We start from the raw sequence: 16,236 nt of genomic DNA, 5'->3' as shown, positions 1-16,236 counted from the left end.
GGGGGGGGGGGAGGGGTGGTCCCGCGGAAGCGGGGGGCGAGGGCCGGGGGTGGTTGGCCTGGGGGGCCGGGGGGGCCTGGGGGGGGGGGGCCGGCCCCGGGGGGGGCGGACGCGGGACCAAAAAAGGGAGGGGGCTGCTGCGCAGCCCAGCGGGAATGAATCCCCTCGCCACAAAAGCTTCCAGCTATCACGCCATAGATTGATCAACGGTGAACACTGTGGGAGCGAGCAAGCTCGCTCCCACAGGGATTTTTGCCCTGCATCAGATTGGGCGTTGGAAGGCATAGTCCCGTTCCACCTTGCACACCCGCGTTTGGCAATGGGCATACCAGGTAGATCGGCCTCGCTCACGAATCGCGCTGTGTTCGGGATGTTGCTTCCAGGCCAGGATCGCCGCTTCATCGCGCCAATAGGACACGGTAATCCCCAGACCATCGTCGCCACGGGCCGATTCAACGCCTAAAAATCCAGGTTGTTCCCGAGCAAGGGCCAGCATGCGCTCGGCGGCTTCGGCGTAGCCTTGGTCTCCCTCGGTACGCAGGGAGGTAAAAATCACCGCGTAATAATGGGCGCTCATGACATTTGCCTCGCGCAGGCTTCGACAAACGCGCTGACCAGCGGCGGCACGCGGCCTTCCAGTGCGGCCCGTTCAGGCTGGAACAGCGTGGCGACAAAGAACGGATGGTCTTGCAGTTCCACCGCTCGCAGGTCGCCGGCCGAATCCCGGGCAACGGCGTGCAGGCGCTGGCTCAGCAAGTCTTGTTCAAAATCCGGATTGACCCCGAAGCGGCAATGGTAGCCCTCGAACGCGGTTTGTCGGCCGTAGGCCTTGGCGATCAACGAGCCCGCCTCGAACTGGAGGCTGTCGATGGTTTCCACCAAGGCACAGCTCAGCGGCGTCAGCAGCGCCCGTTCAGCCTCGGGAGAGGTTTCACCATGGACGGCATCGACCCAACCCATCACGTGACGGGCATATTCCAGCACGGCGTGCTGAAAACCACCGCAAGTGCCCAGGAACGGGCGACGCTGTTCGCGGGCAAAACGAATGGCAAGCACGGCACCGGCTTCGTTTTGGTAGGGGCTGCCGGGCACGCACCAGACGCCGTCGAAATCCTCCAGCACGGCGGTGTCGGCGATGAGTGACGTTGCCAGCCATTGGAAGCGAATGGCCTGGCCGGTTTGTGTGCCCGCCAGCTCAAGTGCGAGGGGGATCGCCCGGTGAGCGGTGATTTGAGGGTCGTGGTCGCCGACCAGGGCGATGTTTACAGCACGCTGTTTTTCCATGGGAGGCTCGCCGCTTGTTGATTCCTGGTTGCCACTATAGATTGGCGTTCACGCAATCAATATTGGCGTTTACCCAAGTGATCAATGCAGCGACGCACTATCGTCTGGACTACCCCGACCTGTCCCTGATCCTCGCGCTGGTCCGTGGCGGCTCGCTGGCCCGGGCCGCTCGGCTGCTGCAGGTGGACGTGTCGACGGTGTTTCGTTCGGTACGTCGATTGGAAGCGGCCCTGGGTCAACCCTTGTTCGAAAAAAGCCGTTCCGGGTACTTGCCAACGAGCCTGGCCCAGGCGTTGGCTGAACAAGCAGAGCGCGCCGAGCAGGCGTTGGAGGCGGCGCGGGTGGGGGTGGAGCAGGGCGGCGAAGTCATCAGCGGGACGGTACGCCTGACGTGCAGTGATTCAGTCTTGCAAGCGTTGCTGCTGCCGGCTTTAGCGCGTTTCATGCCTGCCTATCCGGCGTTGACCCTTGAGTTGAGCACGTCGAACGACTTCGCCAACCTGAACCGCCGCGACGCCGACATTGCGTTGCGACTGACCCGTACGCCGCCAGAACACCTGGTCGGTCGCAACCTGGGCAAGGTGACTTACCGGGTATGCGCCAGCGCCACGTATCTGCGCTCGGTAGAGGCGGGTGACTTGGCTTCCATGATCTGGATCGCGCCAGACGATTTCCTTCCGGATCACCCCACCGTGGCCTGGCGCCGCCAGCATCTACCCGGCGTGATGCCTGCCTATCGCTGCAACAGCATGCTCTCGGTCACCGAACTGGTGCGGGCTGGTCTAGGCGTTGCGGCGCTGCCGGACTTTCTGATCGACGAACGCCAAGGCCTGATGCCCCTTGGCGAATCGCTGGAAGGATACGATACGGCGCTGTGGCTCCTGACCCGCCCGGACTGTCGGGCCTTGCGCTCGGTGGTGACCTTGTTCGATGAGCTGGGGCGCAACCTGCGCTGGGGTTGAGATTCAGGCCTGGTAACGACTCAGGAACATGTCGAGGGCCGATTCGATGACTTGGGTCTGCTCCTCCTGGGTCAGGCTCGGTTGTCCCATCGAAATCTGCGGCCAGAAAGCGAATGTCTTGAGCAGCCCATGCAGTTGTTGGGCGGCGAATGCCGGCTCCACGGGTTTCAATCGGCCATCGGCCTGGGCCTGGCGAATCCAGGCGGTCAGGCCTTCCTCACGCTGGCCCATGCGCGACACCATGTCCTGGGCTCGCTCCGGGGAGTGAATGGTGGCGGCGATGGCGATGCGCGCCAGGTCGAGGAAATTTTCATCCGCCAGCATATGCAGTTTGGCTTGCAGCAACGTTTGCAGTTGCTCCCGTAGCGGCGTCTGCGAGCTGTAGGGCATGTCCTGTTCTGCGGTAATGCTGTTCCATAACCGATTCAGAATTTCGGCGAACAACGCTTCCTTGCTCGGGAAATGGTTGTACACCGTGCGCTTCGATACGCCGGCGGTCGCCGCGATCCTGTCCATGCTGGTGATCTCGAAACCGCTGCTACGGAATTCAGCAATCGCGGCCTGGAGGATGGCTTCGCGTTTTCGCTCGGTAAGGCGCTGCGGTACGGTCATGGGCAATTCGTCGGTTGAGAGGGGAGAACTTACACTCGGCAGTTTACTTGCTCCCGGGATTCATGCAATCTGGAAACTACACCGAGTGGTGTAGATTTTCTGACGGCTATGCGTGCATGCAACGGCCATCCAGCGTCCCACAACGACGAAGCGCAATGGCGACGACGTCCTTGGAGTTATCGCACCATGACCATTTCCTCTCAGTCGACCGACAGCCCGCCTGCCCACGATTCATCACGGCAAGAGCAGGGCAAGTATCGCAATCACGCCTTTACGCCGCGAGAAGGCTTTGGTACCACCCTGCGCATCATCTGGAACATGATCTTCCACAAGCCGCATTCCACCCGCCCTGCAGGTGCCATCGACGTTCAGCCGCTGACGCGCGCCGCGCTGCTGGCCGCGCCGAACCACAGCGTCTTTCGTCTTGGCCATTCCACCGTGCTGCTCAAGCTGCGGGATAAATTCTGGGTGACCGACCCGGTGTTCTCCGAGCGCGCCTCACCCGTGCAATGGGCCGGCCCGAAGCGTTTTCATCAGCCGCCCATCAGCCTGGAAGAGTTGCCACCCATCGAAGCGGTGATCCTTTCCCACGATCATTACGACCACCTCGACCATCAGGCCATTCTCAAGCTAGCGACCAAGACCCGCCACTTCCTGGCGCCCTTGGGTGTGGGCGACACCCTGATCAAATGGGGCGTCGACGCCAGCAAGGTACGTCAGCTGGACTGGTGGCAAGGCACCGAGGTGGACGGCATCGAGTTCATCGCCACGCCCTCCCAGCATTTTTCCGGACGCGGCCTGTTCGACAGCAACAGCACTTTGTGGGCGTCGTGGGTGATGATCGACGGCGGCACGCGAATTTTCTTCAGTGGCGACACCGGTTACTTCGAGGGTTTCAAGCGCATCGGCGAACAATACGGTCCCTTCGACCTGACGCTGATGGAAACCGGCGCCTATAACGTTGACTGGCCCCATGTCCACATGCAGCCGGAGCAGACCTTGCAGGCCCATATCGACCTCAAGGGCCGTTGGCTACTGCCAATCCACAACGGCACGTTCGACCTGGCGATGCATGCCTGGTATGAACCCTTCGACCGCATCCTGGCCTTGGCCTGGGAACGCAACGTTTGCATCACCACACCGCAAATGGGCGAAGCTTTCACCCTGACGCAGCCGCAACGTGGCCGCGCCTGGTGGCTGGATGTGGAGCCTTCGGCCTATCAGGACCAGGCCGGTATCGCCTAGGCTTTGTACGACAAGTGCCTGCGCGGCGGGTGTTACTCGATCATTGCGTAATCGGAGCGCCCCATCGGGTCTGGCGTCGCGCCCTTGATGTTCATGCCGCGCCCCGGTGCGAAGCCGGGGAAAAACACCAGGCCCTCGGCCTCCAGGCGGAACGCCAGGGCCAGGCGCGTCACGTCGAGCAATTCGCCACCGGCCTCAAAGCGGCGGATGGCCTGGACCGAGACGCCGGATTGTCGAGACAGCTCCTCGACACTCCAGCCCAGCATGGCTCGCGCCTGTGCACAGTGGGCGGGGGTGAACTGATAGACAGCGATGCGTTCCAGGGTGGTTTTGATTGCGAGAGAGGCCATGGGGTGCTCCAAAGCTGTGGGATTAAAAAGTACTGTGTTTTTGTACAGTCGTTTTGAATCCCGATCAATCTCATTTTTTTGATCAATGACCGGCGGTCTTCGCCAACCAGGCGCTCGGCGCGTGACCCAGTACCCGACGGAACATGGTGGAGAACGCAGCGGGACTGTCGTAGCCAAGATCCAAGGCGATGCGCGTCACCGAATCCCCTTCGGCCAGGCGGGCCAACGCCGACATCACACACGCCTGCTGCCGCCACTGACTGAAACTCAGCGCGGTCTGCCGGCTGAACAGGCGATTGAATGAACGCAGGCTGATATGCAATAGCGCCGCCCATTCCACGGGCGAGGCATGGGCGTCGGGGTGTTCCAGGAACGCCTGGCACAGGCTGAGCAGGCGAGGATCCTTGGGCAGCGGAAGGTGCAGGGGCAGGTGGGTGCTGCGCAGCAACTCGTGTAGTAGCAGATGAATCAACGCCCCGTCCCGACCCGCCTCGTCATAGTCCGGCGCAAGCTCCACGGCCTCCATCAGCAACTGGCGCATCAGCGGCGACACACTGATGACCTGGCACCGCGTGTCCATGGCCGTTACCGCGGCCGGTTCGATGTACAGGCTGCGCGTACTCACGCCCAGCATCAGCACTGCATGATCGACCCCCGGCGGAATCCACACCGCCCGTTGCGGCGGCACCACCCAATTGCCGTCCGCCGTGCTGACCTGCATGACCCCGGTGGCACCGTAGAGCAACTGCGCGCGGCGATGGCGATGCAACGGCAATACTTGCCCGTGAGCGTAATCGGTGCCGATGGCAACGACGGCCCTGGGTGTCGCATCCAATAAATCGATCGAACTGTTGCGCATTGGCAGGGCATCCAGGATTGGCGTAATCGCAAACATTATTGGCCTGTTTGCTGCTGCAGGCCAAGCTTCGCCTCCCTATGGTAGGCGCCTCCCATTCCACGGATGCGCCTCGATGTTTTATGTATTGCTCGCCTGTTTCGGCTGTCTGAGTGGCATCACCGCCGTGTTGTTCGGCTTCGGCGGCGGATTCGTCGTGGTGCCCTTGCTGTACCGCATGTTGATCACCAGCCACGGTGCCGACGACCCTGTCGGCCAATCGGCGATGCACATTGCCGTGACCACCTCGACCTGTGTGATGATCGTCAACGCACTGATCGCCACGGTGAAGCATCACCGCGCCGGCAACCTCATTCGCCATTATGTATGGCCGTTGGGCGGCTTCATCGGCCTGGGTGCGGTCGTCGGAGCTGTTGGCGCCATGTGGGCGAGCAGCGAAGTCATTCGCTATGGGTTCATCGTTTATCTGGGCGTGACCATTCTGGACTGCTTGTTCAGACGCGGTTTTCTGACACAGTCTGACGGTGCAGTCCCACGGCGATTGGGCAGGGCAGAGGTCTCAGCTGGCGGGATCAGCATCGGCGCCATCGCTACTTTCCTGGGCGTGGGCGGCAGCGTCATGACGGTGCCGCTGTTGCGCCGTTGCGGGCTGAACATGTCGCGCGCGACGTCCATGGCTAACCCGTTGAGTTTGCCGGTTGCGGTGGCCGGGACGCTGACTTACATGGCCATGGCCGGGTTTACGGAGTTTGATTTGGGGCCGTGGTTTGTGGGTTACATCGACTTGATGGCCTTCGCTGTGCTCACACTTGGCGCGCTACTGGGTATTCGTCTGGCAACGCCATGGATCGGACGGATACCGGATAAGGTCCATGCGCGGGTGTATGTGGGATTGTTGATGTTGGTGCTGATCGGGATGTGCCTGAGGTAGGGGGCGTTATTGACCCGCCAACCCCGGCGCCTCCCGAATAATAAAGTGATCCAGGTTCTCGATATTGGCACTGAACACCCCGAACGTTTCTTCGGGGTTCTTCTTGCTCGGCACCTGTTTCAACTCCGGCGTGACGCCATAAAAGAAGCAATACAACGGCGCGTCACTGTCGATGGCGTGCTTGATTTCTTCCAGGAACGCCTTGCGCTTGCGGTAGTTATCGATCAGCTTTTTGCTCAGGTAAACGTTGACCGAGTAAGGCTTCTTCTTCGCCTCGTCCGGCTGCTTGAACCAGACCTTTGCTTCGAAGTCGATGCGAAAACTCAGGGTGTAATCCTTGATCTCCTTGATCTTGCCCCAGTAAATCAAGCCCTTGTTGTCCTGCAAGTATTCGATCTTCTTGAAGAACGATCCATAGGGCGCCGTGTGCTCGCCAATCTTCAGCGGCTTGCGCTTGAGCAGGTCCTTGTTATCGAAATTCGAAACGAAACACTCCACCGGATGGGCGAAGACACTGGTCTTGTCCGGTGTCGAGTCCTGGGCGGAATGAGCGCTATCACCGTGGAAAGATACGGAGGGAGGCGTAGGCCGAGTCGCGTCAACGTCCTTCGATGGGTCGGACGGCTTACGCAGGTACTGACGCCGTGTCAGCAACAGCTCCGACGGAAAATGTTCTTCGCGATCATCCTCCGCCTCAATACTATCCGCATCCAGCCCCGGCGTTTTCGGACTGACATAAGGACAGCCCTCGATATGCTGGGTCGTCGGCTGGTTCTTGAAATGCGGCGTGCGGATGTAATTGACGTTCTTGGCATTGAACGTCGTCAGCCGATTTCCCTCATCAAACGCCGCCCGACAGACATCATTGGGGCACTGAAAGCGCTCCTTGGCCGAATCGAATGCCATGGTCTCGTCGAAATTCAGATCCCGAACGTCATAGATCGAAAGCTTGGCATCGAGGCTGAGGCAATAGGCAGTATCGAATTTCATCGGGGCTCGGGTCCGTGAGAGGAAGTGTATTAATACCGAAGGACGCGGCGGGCTGCACCCAAAGTTTCAACCCACCAAAGAACTCCTGTGGGAGCGAGCCTGCTCGCGATTCCCAAAACCAACCCCGCCATCAAGCCTGCCACCCACCTGCGCCCTGACACCAACTGTGGCGAGGGAGCTCGCTCCCGCTGGGCTGCGAAGCGGCCCCCAATTACAGACTCCCCACAAAAAATCGCCCCCAACGCGTAAGCATCAGCGATCTTCAGTCATCCAGCATCAAAGCACGCAGTCATAGGTGCGGATGTTCTGCCTCAGCGCCGCCAGAAACGAGAAGGCATTTTCCACCCGCTCGCCCTGGAAACCGTGGTAATAGTTTTCCGGTGTCAGCACGGTGCCGGCGCCGCGTTTGTTGTCGGGGTGCAGGCAGTAGGGGATCGACAGAAGACCACTGTCGAAGGCCCCGAGCAGGGCTTCGGACAAGTTGCTGTCGTGGGCCAGCGCGCCTTCGATCAGGCGTTTCGCGCTGCGCAGGACACGCTCGTGTTCCTGGGAATCGAACGGAATCTGCGGTAAAACGCCGTCGGTGTTAAGGCAGTAGTCGCAGTACTCCAGCGCCGCGATATTTTCCTCTACCCGAGGGATGCGCCTTGATTCCACCGGAGTCTTGATAATCACACGCTGCACACCCGTGGCGCGAATCATGGCCAGCGCATCGCCAGTGATTCGGCAGAACCCGCCAAGCGAGCGCGGGAAGAAGCCCATGAACACATAACCGACAAAGTGATAGCTGCCCGGTTCAAAATAGTCGGCCGCAAGTTGTTGGAGAGCTGTCACGGCTGCGCGATCCTGCACCGGCGAGGTGCCTTGAGCGTAGGAGAACGACAGCGTCTTGATGCCATGGGCGCGCAAGAACAATCCTTCAAGGATATTGAGCGCCACCAGGACCACCGGGTCGCACATCTGTCCCATCATGCAACCGGCGAAGCTTTCGATGTGACTGTTGTCGACGCCGCTGGACAGTACCTGACAGGCTTTCTCCCAGTGACCGAACGCCTCGCGCAGCGGCGTGCGACTGTACGGCAGGCAATAGGAAATCGGCCCGCCCTCGGTGGTGGGCAGACCGATTTCGACCATTCGCTCGAAGATGTGCAACGGGTCGGGTGAACCATGACGAACCTGCACCGGCAGGCGGTAGCGGGCATCAATCTGATCGATCAAGGCACGGGTCTGTGCCGGCGGATGGTTAACGATCGGATAACCATTGAGCATCGATTCGCTGTCGATGGCCCGTTGCGCTGCTTCAAGATTGTTTACCCGGGTGAACGCATCAAGCGTGATGGTGCACACCGTGTTCGCGCGGCTCGCGGCTGTGGCTTCCAGACCGGCTTGCATCCGGGCCGGGTCACTGAAGCCCATTCGCGGCTGGAGCACCGGGCCATGGGCGTTGAAGCGTTCGAGAACATGGGTGTTGAAATCGATCATCCTGATCTGCCTTTTCTGCGAATCGGTAGGGGCAACGAGTCAGCGAGCGACCCGTTTTTCCAGGTAATGCTCTGGATACAACTGGGCAGACACCAATTCCTGGAAGGCATCGAAGCTGTTGGCCACGCTGTCGTCGAACACCTCATCGAAACCAGCGGCGCGCAGTGTGGCGCTATGTCGGGCAATGGTCTGGGGATCGTTTTCGGTGCAGATCTTGCCGCCGATATACACCCCGTCGGTGTGTTTGGTTTCGCTACGAATACGCAGAGCGAGTTCAGCGCCTTCGATGTAGCCATGGCCATTGACCGTGCTGACGACAACCATGGCACTGGGGTGGCGGTTGAGCCGCGCGATCACCTTATCCATGGGCGTGTTCGGGCCCAGATTCTCGACCTTGTAGCCAATGTCAGTGAGCAGGAACTCCATGAACACCAGATTCCAACTATGGGAGTCCGAAGGCACAGTGGTGAGCAGAGCGGTTTTGCTGAAAGTCATCGTTAAAGTCCCTTTTAAGTTGCTGTCCTGGTTGCGTAGTACGGGAGTGCCCGCTGGAAGTTGCGAAAGTTGGTGGTCACCGAGTTGATGTAGCCCCAGTTGTCGGCATAGTTCGTGGGAAAGGGTTTGGAACCTTCGATCCTGTCGCGTTCGCGGGCAGTAATGTAGTTTGGCCAATCCTTGGATCGTGGGCGGCGGTGATGAAAGTCGTGGCACGGTGTATCGCCGACCATCACAAACACCCGGACAAACAAGTGGAACGCCAGCATCTTGATCAGCCACACGCTGATATGAGTGAGGCGTCGAACAGTTCCCGCACCTTCGGGTATGCGCAGCTCTTCGCCGATAAACACGCCGGTGGTGCTTTCGCAAATGAAGTCGATGCCGCGCCGTTCCAGCACTTCCACGCTGGGCCAGGTGTGCTCGGCCGCCAGGCGAAATGTGGTGCTGATGTGGTAGCCGGCGAAGACCGGAATCACCCACGCCACAATGAACAGATTGACATGACCCAAGGCGGCCGACAGCAGAGCAAGGCCCGCCCAGAAGACCAGCGTCAATGCTGCAACGCGGCGGTTTGCAGCCGTGGCGGTGCCTTTTAATCGGCCCCAGAACGAACGCAGCACGGCCAGTGGCGAGAGCGCGGTGGAGACCAGTTTGGTCCACATGGCGGCGATGCTGTCGGACGGTTTTAACCCCACCACGCTTTGCAGATAAGAGAGGGTGTCATCATCGTCGGTCAACAGCGTCTTCGAACTGTGATGCAGAGCGTGTTCGCTCTTGTAGGTATCGAAGGGTTTGAGCATCAGGACGCCGGAAATGATCCGGCCAACGGTCATATTGGTCTCGCGCGATTCGAAGACCATGTCATGGGCGCAGTTGTGGCAGATCATCACTTGCATCTGCTTGATGCCACCGGTTGCCAGGACAAAGCCCAGCAGCCACAGCGCAATGCTGGCCTGCGAATAACCGATACCGGCCAACAGCGCGCCGCCGGCTATTAATCCCGCCGACACAACGATATGGTGGAACGGCTTCAGAGGACGGACTTTATCGAGGTCTTCGGGGAGAGGCTTGGCTGTCAGCCAACTCAGAAACGGCTGCATGAACCCTGGAAGGGCGCGCATTGAGTTACGTATCATCCATGTTTCCTCTAGGGTTTTGCTCCATGCAAAAACTGTAACGTGGCCTCTGGATATTTCGAATAGAAATAGGTGGAGATCGATTTTCCATTTTTGGGTATGTCATCAACATGGATTGGGATGATCTGAAGGTCTTTATCTTCGTGGCTAAATCGAACAACGTGACCGAGGCTGGAATCTCGCTCAAGGTTTCGGCCTCGACGGTGTCGCGCAAGATCGCAGCGCTTGAGGAATCGCTCGGTACGGTATTGTTTTCGAAGAAAACCAACGGCTACTTCCTGACTGAGGCGGGAAGGGCGTTGCTGCCATTGGCACTGGAAACGGAGGAGCGTTTCAAACTGATCGAGCGGCAGATGTCGCAACCGGGTGATCGGATGGCGGGACAGGTGCGCATTGACTGCCCGGAGCTCATGGGCACGCACTTGATCATTCCGCAACTTGCGGTATTTCACGATCAGCACCCCGAGATCAGCTTCGACTTCATTAACTCGGCGGTGTCGTCGAAACTCACACAAAGCCACAGCGACATCATTATCCGCTTGCGCAGGCCGGAGAACGGTAACTTCACCATGCGCCGGGTCGGGACACTGACGCAGGGGCTTTTCTGCTCCCAGGCGTATGCCGATGCCAACGGCCTGCCGGCCGAACCCGCCGACCTCAAGCACCACAGCCTGATCGGCTGGACCGAAGAAATGTCGTACATGCCGCTCGCCCAATGGTTGAGCGAAATGGCCGGTGACCAGAGGCTGTGGATGCGCGTTTCAAACCTGAATGCGCAGCTCAAGGCGGTCGAAGCCAATCTGGGGATTGCCGCGTTACCCGTCTATGTCGGACATCAGTCCGGTCTGTGCCAGGTGTTGGCTGATCGCCCTGCGCGGAGCTCGGAAATCTGGTTGTTGCGCAATCAGGCTACCCAGGGTGTGAGCCGCGTTGATCGAGTGGTGGAGTATCTGACGGAGCTGTTTCACGGCAAAGCGGTCGGCCTGCACTGACGGCCGCTTTGACCGCGAGGTCATGGCACCAGGATCAATGAACCCTGGGTTTGGCGGTATTGCATGACGCAATGGGTCTGGGCAGCCAGTGCGAGGGGATAATGCGTTATTCGCGGCAAACGAATCGCGCCGCTGGACATGGCTTGCAACACCCGTGCGGCCGCGTGGGTCAATTCAGCGTCGTCGCCGATGTAGTGCTTCAACGACGGCCGCGTCACATGCAGCGAGCCCATTTGCCCAAGGCGGGACAGGTTGAAGTCCGTCACGTCGCCCGACGCATTGCCAAACAGCACGAGATGGCCGCGCGGGCGCAAACTCGCCAATGACAGCTCCAAGGTCTCTTTGCCGACAGAATCGAACACGACATGAGCGCCTTTGCCATCGGTCAATTCATGGATCGATCCAAGTGTGCCTGGCGCTTCGGCGTCGAGGGCCGCCATGCACCCCGCCTCCAGCACCTGGCGGCGTTTGGCTTCGGTCGAAGCGAGACCAATGACGTGCACCCCGCGAGCGACTAGCCAGCTTGTGGCAATGCTGCCCACACCGCCTGCCGCCGCGTGCCATACCACAAAGTCGCCAGGCGCCAGCGGCACGCAGCGATGCGTCAGATATTCGGCCGTCAGCCCTTTGAACATGACGCCTGCCGCGACTTCGCTCGGCACGTCATCGGGCAGGCGTATCGCCCGCGAAGCGCGAACGACCGCGTGACCGGCGTAGCTACCGGTCGAGCTGTCGACGAAGGCCACTCGATCGCCAATGGCCAGGCTTTCCACCTGCGATCCACATTCGACGACACGCCCCGCACCCTCCATGCCCAAGCCTCTGGGGAAGGCTGAGCCATCGTCCAGCGCGCCGGAGCGCCGGTGCAAGTCGATGAAATTCACACCGGCGGCTTCGATGGCCACTGTGATTTCTTCAGGGCCGACGGTCCGCAGCGGGTATTTGCGCAATTCCATGACGTTGGGTGGTCCGGGGGCGGCGAAGACAATTCCGTGGGTCTGGGTCATGGGAGCCTCCTTAAAGCGGACCGATGCGCAGGAAAATCCATACAGCCACCGCTATCAACATCAGGCCAAACGCAGCGTTCTGGAACATCAGCCATTTGGGGCGCGATTGGATCAGCTTCTGCACGGTCGACCCCATCGACACCCAGATGACGTGCGAGAAGAAGTTCAGCGAAATCAGCGCCGCACTGAGGATCAACACGACGGTGCTGCTGGTCTCGCCGGAAGGCATGAACGTGGAAAACATCACCAGCAACATCACGATCCCTTGCACGTTGCCCAGTTGTACAACAATGCCGTCCCGAAATTGCAGGTGCATGGCCTTGTCGGTAGGCGCCTTCAGTGGCCGACGCAGCATGCGCACACCCAGCCACAAGATGTAGAAACTGCCCACCACTTGCAGCGCCCATACCAGCGTCGGATTGTTCGTCAGCGTGTGATAAAGGCCTAAGCCGACCAGCACGGCGATCAGGAAGTAAGTCATGTCGAGCCCAACGATAAACCGCACCGAACGACGCACACCGCTTTGCGCACCCGACGTCGCCACCATCAAGTTGCCAGGGCCTGCGCTCAGGGTCAGCGGCACCATGGTCGATAGCCAAAGCAACCAGTTGATGCTGAAAATTTCTTGCATGTTGTCTTCCTTAATCACAACGCGGACTGAACTCCGGCAAGTCTAATTCGCGGCTGCTTCTAAGGTTATAGCGAAGAGCGCAAGGCGGTTTCTCATAAATGGGGGGAAGCGTGGTGCGGAGGAGGGTGAACTGCTCGCTATCGGGGATGATGGCGGCTTCACCTCTTTGCACGCCGGTAAAGGATGGCGACAATGGCCCAGGCGAATGAGCGGAGACGGTGTATGAGCGAACAGGTTCAAGTAACCCTGCACGAAGCGAAGTCCCAGCTTTTACAACTGGGAGCACGTGCATGGCAGGGCGACAGGGTGGTGATCACCAAGGCCGGCATGCCTTATCTGGATCTGCTGCCCCATGTCGCTACACCGCAGGCGCGCAAGCCAGGACGGTTGAAGGGGAAGATTCGGATGTCGGCGGATTTCGACCGCACACCTGAGGGCATCATCGAGGGGTTTGCGGGTCGGCTCTGAGTGCAGACGAATCTTCCTGAACTGAGATTTCAGCAGATACCTCAGCCATGCAGGCCTCATCAAACTCTCGCATAGTGGCCGTGTCGATAGCGCCGATTTTCAACAGCGCTTCGACCGAGCTATGAATCGACGCGAAGGCCTCACTTTTGATTTCTTTCGTCATTGCATATCCCATATGTCCTTTTTGGCCCAACAGAAGCTGGGCGTTTCCCGCAACGACTATCCCGCACTGCCAAAGCGTGGGAACCCGCCCGCGATCTTCAAAACAACGCAGCAACCAAGCCCTACACCAACCTATGACCTGACACCTGTGGCGAGGGAGCTTGCTCCCGCTGGGCTGCGCAGCAGCCCCAATTCAATATTCCCAACAAAAAACCGCCGCCCGGACAACGGACGACGGCTTCCGATTGAATCTCAATACCCTCGCAAAACCCGAGAAGCTTTCCGCCACCAGGATTCATGCTGACTAAACGGATCATCCACCAGCACCGCCGGCATATCCCGCAAGCGAATCCATGGCTCATCCTGCCAGTGCAGCATGCAGAGCGACATCTTCGGCCAATCCAGCACGCTTAACGTAGGCCGTTCCACCTTATGCGAGTAGCGCTCATCCCGCAGGGTGGGCACTACCTGATGCGTGATCCACTCACGCAGCAATCGATACTCAGGGCAGTAGTGATAAACCAGCAATGCATAGACGCCTGACTCGCTGAGCATCAGGCGCTCTTCGGCCAAGCCGTGGACATGCACGAGCATCATTCGGCGTTGGTCAGGGTCAAGCTTGCGGGTCATGCGCTCATCGAGATGCTTGCTCATCAAACGACCCAAATCGGATGCGCTGAACCAAGCTTGGTTTTCAACCAGGAGGGCATGCAGATGAATGTTATGGCGAGTGAAAACCGCCGGAATGTAAGCGTCAGGCATGATAAGTCTCCGAGTTATACGGAGAGCAGAGCTGCGTTTTTGTGGGCATAGCTACCTCTACGTTTGACGGTTGACGGCGCGAGCCCGACGTAGAGGATTCAAGAAAATCCCAACGAGCTATTTCTCCCACACAGAACTGCAAATGTCCTTGGACAGTACGCGGCTCTATGTTTGGCGATTAGCTACTACGTTGGGCGTTTCTTAGGCACCTGCGATTAAGATAGGTAACGAGGCGATGTAGCGTCAATACGGAACAATTCTGAGTTTTGCGTAGGGGAACGGTAGGATGCCGGCCTCAGAGTTAAACGCGGTTTTTGGTTCTGTAGAACAAAAAAAACCCCGTTTTCACGGGGTTTCTGTTACGCGTGCAGCCTAGGATTTTTCTGTCGAATCAATCCCAGCTCAAAGCCCCACCCGTCTGATACTCAATCACGCGCGTCTCAAAGAAATTCTTCTCTTTCTTCAAGTCCATGATCTCGCTCATCCAAGGGAACGGGTTAGTCGTACCTGGATACTCTTCTTTCAACCCAATCTGCGACAAACGACGGTTAGCGATGAACTTGAGGTAGTCCTCCATCATCGCCGCGTTCATCCCCAATACACCGCGAGGCATGGTGTCGCGGGCGTATTCGATTTCCAGTTGGGTCCCTTGCAGGATCATCTGGGTCGCTTCTTCCTTCATCTCGGCATCCCACAGGTGTGGGTTTTCGATTTTGATCTGGTTGATCACGTCGATGCCGAAGTTCAGGTGCATGGATTCGTCGCGCAGGATGTACTGGAACTGCTCGGCGACGCCGGTCATTTTGTTGCGGCGGCCCATGGAGAGGATCTGGGTGAAGCCGCAGTAGAAGAAGATGCCTTCCAGGACGCAGTAGTAGGCGATCAGGTTGCGCAGCAGCTCTTTGTCGGTGTCCGGGGTGCCGGTTTCGAACTTCGGATCGGAGATCGAACGGGTGTATTTCAGGCCCCAGGCGGCTTTTTTCGCGACCGATGGGATCTCGTGGTACATGTTGAAGATCTCGCCTTCATCCATGGCCAGCGATTCGATGCAGTACTGGTAGGCGTGGGTGTGGATCGCCTCTTCGAACGCCTGGCGCAGGATGTACTGGCGGCACTCCGGGTTGGTGATCAGGCGGTACACGGCCAGGACCAGGTTGTTGGCAACCAGGGAGTCGGCGGTGGAGAAGAAACCCAGGTTGCGCATCACGATGCGGCGCTCGTCGTCGGTCAGGCCTTCCGGGTTTTTCCAGAGGGCGATGTCGGCGGTCATGTTGACTTCTTGCGGCATCCAGTGGTTTGCGCAGCCGTCCAGGTACTTCTGCCAGGCCCAGTCGTATTTGAATGGCACGAGCTGGTTGAGGTCGGCGCGGCAGTTGATCATGCGCTTTTCATCGACGGCGACACGGGCGGAGGCGCCTTCGAGTTCGGCGAGGCCTTCGGCGACGTCGAGTTTGTCGAGGGCGGCCTTGGCGCGAATGATCGCGGCCGAGTCGCTGGCCGTCACGGCCCGGGCTTCGAGGGCGGCGGCACCGCCGGCGCTGTCGAGGCGGTCCATGTTGGCTTCAGAAGCGTGGCCGGCGTTGGCGCCTTTTACAGCGACTTCGCCACTGTCTTCTTTGTCGAATTCGTCCCAGCTCAGCATGACGTGTCGTCTCCTGCGTGAGGGCCAGATGCCCGATGAAGGCCTACTGGCCGCGGTGGATCTTGAAAAATCGTTTGTTGCAGCAGCTGACGCAGGCAATAAACAGAAAAATGTACGGGTCGTTCTGGAGCGGCGGTGAACGCGGGGAGGCGATTGGCCCCTGCGTCGGCTCCAGGCTGGCGTGATCCCCTGTAAGGGAATATTGCAGGCCCGTTTAAGGCGGCAT

The 16,236-nt window shown here is 59.2% G+C and carries 19 protein-coding genes; 5 read left to right on the top strand and 14 right to left on the bottom strand.

Features of this window, described 5'->3' with window-relative positions:
- Positions 1 to 262: 262 nt before the first annotated feature.
- Both J3361_RS18200 and J3361_RS18195 read right to left on the bottom strand, forming a co-directional pair.
- Entirely contained in the window at positions 263 to 577 is a 315-nt protein-coding gene (locus J3361_RS18200; protein ID WP_207965737.1) for an antibiotic biosynthesis monooxygenase, read from the bottom strand.
- Complete coding sequence (locus J3361_RS18195; protein WP_207965736.1) at positions 574 to 1,284, bottom strand: CTP synthase; 711 nt, start codon at positions 1,282 to 1,284, stop codon at positions 574 to 576. Before J3361_RS18195 ends, J3361_RS18200 begins: the two co-directional genes overlap by 4 nt.
- Before the next feature lie 14 nt (positions 1,285 to 1,298).
- Here J3361_RS18195 and J3361_RS18190 point away from each other — a divergent pair, with 14 nt between their 5' ends.
- Complete coding sequence (locus J3361_RS18190) at positions 1,299 to 2,246, top strand: LysR family transcriptional regulator (protein WP_207965735.1); 948 nt, start codon at positions 1,299 to 1,301, stop codon at positions 2,244 to 2,246.
- A gap of 3 nt (positions 2,247 to 2,249) precedes the next feature.
- On the opposite strand, the gene J3361_RS18185 is transcribed toward J3361_RS18190, so the two are convergent.
- On the bottom strand, positions 2,250 to 2,858 hold the full coding sequence (locus J3361_RS18185; protein WP_207965734.1) for a TetR/AcrR family transcriptional regulator: 609 nt from the start codon (positions 2,856 to 2,858) through the stop codon (positions 2,250 to 2,252).
- A 186-nt stretch (positions 2,859 to 3,044) separates the two neighbouring features.
- Here J3361_RS18185 and J3361_RS18180 point away from each other — a divergent pair, with 186 nt between their 5' ends.
- A complete protein-coding gene (locus J3361_RS18180; protein WP_207965733.1) occupies positions 3,045 to 4,103 on the top strand; it encodes an MBL fold metallo-hydrolase in 1,059 nt (352 codons plus the stop codon).
- Positions 4,104 to 4,135: 32 nt separating this feature from the next.
- On the opposite strand, the gene J3361_RS18175 is transcribed toward J3361_RS18180, so the two are convergent.
- Together J3361_RS18175 and J3361_RS18170 are read right to left on the bottom strand one after the other, a co-directional pair.
- The gene (locus J3361_RS18175) at positions 4,136 to 4,453 is read right to left on the bottom strand and encodes a helix-turn-helix transcriptional regulator (RefSeq protein ID WP_207965732.1); all 318 of its coding nucleotides are present in this window, start codon (positions 4,451 to 4,453) and stop codon (positions 4,136 to 4,138) included.
- An 82-nt stretch (positions 4,454 to 4,535) separates the two neighbouring features.
- Positions 4,536 to 5,312: a helix-turn-helix transcriptional regulator gene (locus J3361_RS18170; protein WP_207965731.1), complete on the bottom strand. Its 777-nt coding sequence runs from the start codon at positions 5,310 to 5,312 to the stop codon at positions 4,536 to 4,538.
- A 112-nt stretch (positions 5,313 to 5,424) separates the two neighbouring features.
- On the opposite strand from J3361_RS18170, the gene J3361_RS18165 reads away from it, so the two are divergent.
- Positions 5,425 to 6,240 (top strand): sulfite exporter TauE/SafE family protein, encoded by an 816-nt coding sequence (locus J3361_RS18165; RefSeq protein ID WP_207965730.1) that lies wholly within the window; start codon positions 5,425 to 5,427, stop codon positions 6,238 to 6,240.
- Between the two features lie 6 nt (positions 6,241 to 6,246).
- Here the strand turns inward: J3361_RS18165 and J3361_RS18160 are convergent, their stop codons facing one another.
- From J3361_RS18160 to J3361_RS18145, 4 genes are all read right to left on the bottom strand, one after another.
- A complete protein-coding gene (locus J3361_RS18160; protein WP_207965729.1) occupies positions 6,247 to 7,230 on the bottom strand; it encodes a hypothetical protein in 984 nt (327 codons plus the stop codon).
- A 276-nt stretch (positions 7,231 to 7,506) separates the two neighbouring features.
- Positions 7,507 to 8,712 (bottom strand): methylaspartate mutase, encoded by a 1,206-nt coding sequence (locus J3361_RS18155; protein WP_186710575.1) that lies wholly within the window; start codon positions 8,710 to 8,712, stop codon positions 7,507 to 7,509.
- Between the two features lie 39 nt (positions 8,713 to 8,751).
- Positions 8,752 to 9,207 carry a methylmalonyl-CoA mutase gene (locus J3361_RS18150; protein ID WP_207965728.1) on the bottom strand — a complete coding sequence of 152 codons (456 nt, stop codon included), beginning with the start codon at positions 9,205 to 9,207 and terminating at the stop codon, positions 8,752 to 8,754.
- 14 nt (positions 9,208 to 9,221) lie between these two features.
- On the bottom strand, positions 9,222 to 10,346 hold the full coding sequence (locus J3361_RS18145) for a fatty acid desaturase (RefSeq protein WP_207965727.1): 1,125 nt from the start codon (positions 10,344 to 10,346) through the stop codon (positions 9,222 to 9,224).
- 110 nt (positions 10,347 to 10,456) lie between these two features.
- On the opposite strand from J3361_RS18145, the gene J3361_RS18140 reads away from it, so the two are divergent.
- Positions 10,457 to 11,338: a LysR family transcriptional regulator gene (locus J3361_RS18140; RefSeq protein WP_207965726.1), complete on the top strand. Its 882-nt coding sequence runs from the start codon at positions 10,457 to 10,459 to the stop codon at positions 11,336 to 11,338.
- Positions 11,339 to 11,358: 20 nt separating this feature from the next.
- Here J3361_RS18140 and J3361_RS18135 read toward each other — a convergent pair whose 3' ends face one another.
- Together J3361_RS18135 and J3361_RS18130 are read right to left on the bottom strand one after the other, a co-directional pair.
- The gene (locus tag J3361_RS18135) at positions 11,359 to 12,345 is read right to left on the bottom strand and encodes a quinone oxidoreductase (protein ID WP_243458919.1); all 987 of its coding nucleotides are present in this window, start codon (positions 12,343 to 12,345) and stop codon (positions 11,359 to 11,361) included.
- A 10-nt stretch (positions 12,346 to 12,355) separates the two neighbouring features.
- Positions 12,356 to 12,976: a LysE family translocator gene (locus tag J3361_RS18130; protein WP_207965725.1), complete on the bottom strand. Its 621-nt coding sequence runs from the start codon at positions 12,974 to 12,976 to the stop codon at positions 12,356 to 12,358.
- Positions 12,977 to 13,198: 222 nt separating this feature from the next.
- On the opposite strand from J3361_RS18130, the gene J3361_RS18125 reads away from it, so the two are divergent.
- Positions 13,199 to 13,444, top strand: a complete 246-nt coding sequence (locus J3361_RS18125) for a type II toxin-antitoxin system prevent-host-death family antitoxin (RefSeq protein ID WP_207965724.1) — start codon at positions 13,199 to 13,201, stop codon at positions 13,442 to 13,444.
- On the opposite strand, the gene J3361_RS18120 is transcribed toward J3361_RS18125, so the two are convergent.
- The 3 genes from J3361_RS18120 to J3361_RS18110 all read right to left on the bottom strand — a co-directional run bounded on the left by J3361_RS18120 (position 13,416) and on the right by J3361_RS18110 (position 16,010).
- Entirely contained in the window at positions 13,416 to 13,607 is a 192-nt protein-coding gene (locus J3361_RS18120) for a DNA-binding protein (protein ID WP_207965723.1), read from the bottom strand. The two genes, J3361_RS18125 and J3361_RS18120, sit on opposite strands and share 29 nt — an antisense overlap.
- Before the next feature lie 251 nt (positions 13,608 to 13,858).
- Positions 13,859 to 14,368, bottom strand: coding sequence for a Bro-N domain-containing protein (locus J3361_RS18115; protein ID WP_207965722.1), 510 nt, complete (start codon positions 14,366 to 14,368; stop codon positions 13,859 to 13,861).
- Positions 14,369 to 14,759: 391 nt separating this feature from the next.
- Positions 14,760 to 16,010, bottom strand: coding sequence for a ribonucleotide-diphosphate reductase subunit beta (locus J3361_RS18110; protein WP_030142465.1), 1,251 nt, complete (start codon positions 16,008 to 16,010; stop codon positions 14,760 to 14,762).
- Between the last annotated feature and the right edge of the window lie 226 nt (positions 16,011 to 16,236).

The sequence above is a fragment of the Pseudomonas sp. OA65 genome, assembly GCF_017498305.1.
In the GTDB taxonomy this organism is placed as follows: domain Bacteria; phylum Pseudomonadota; class Gammaproteobacteria; order Pseudomonadales; family Pseudomonadaceae; genus Aquipseudomonas; species Aquipseudomonas zanjanensis.
The sequence above is the reverse complement of the archived record's forward strand: the minus strand, read 5'-3'. Positions and strand labels throughout refer to the sequence as shown.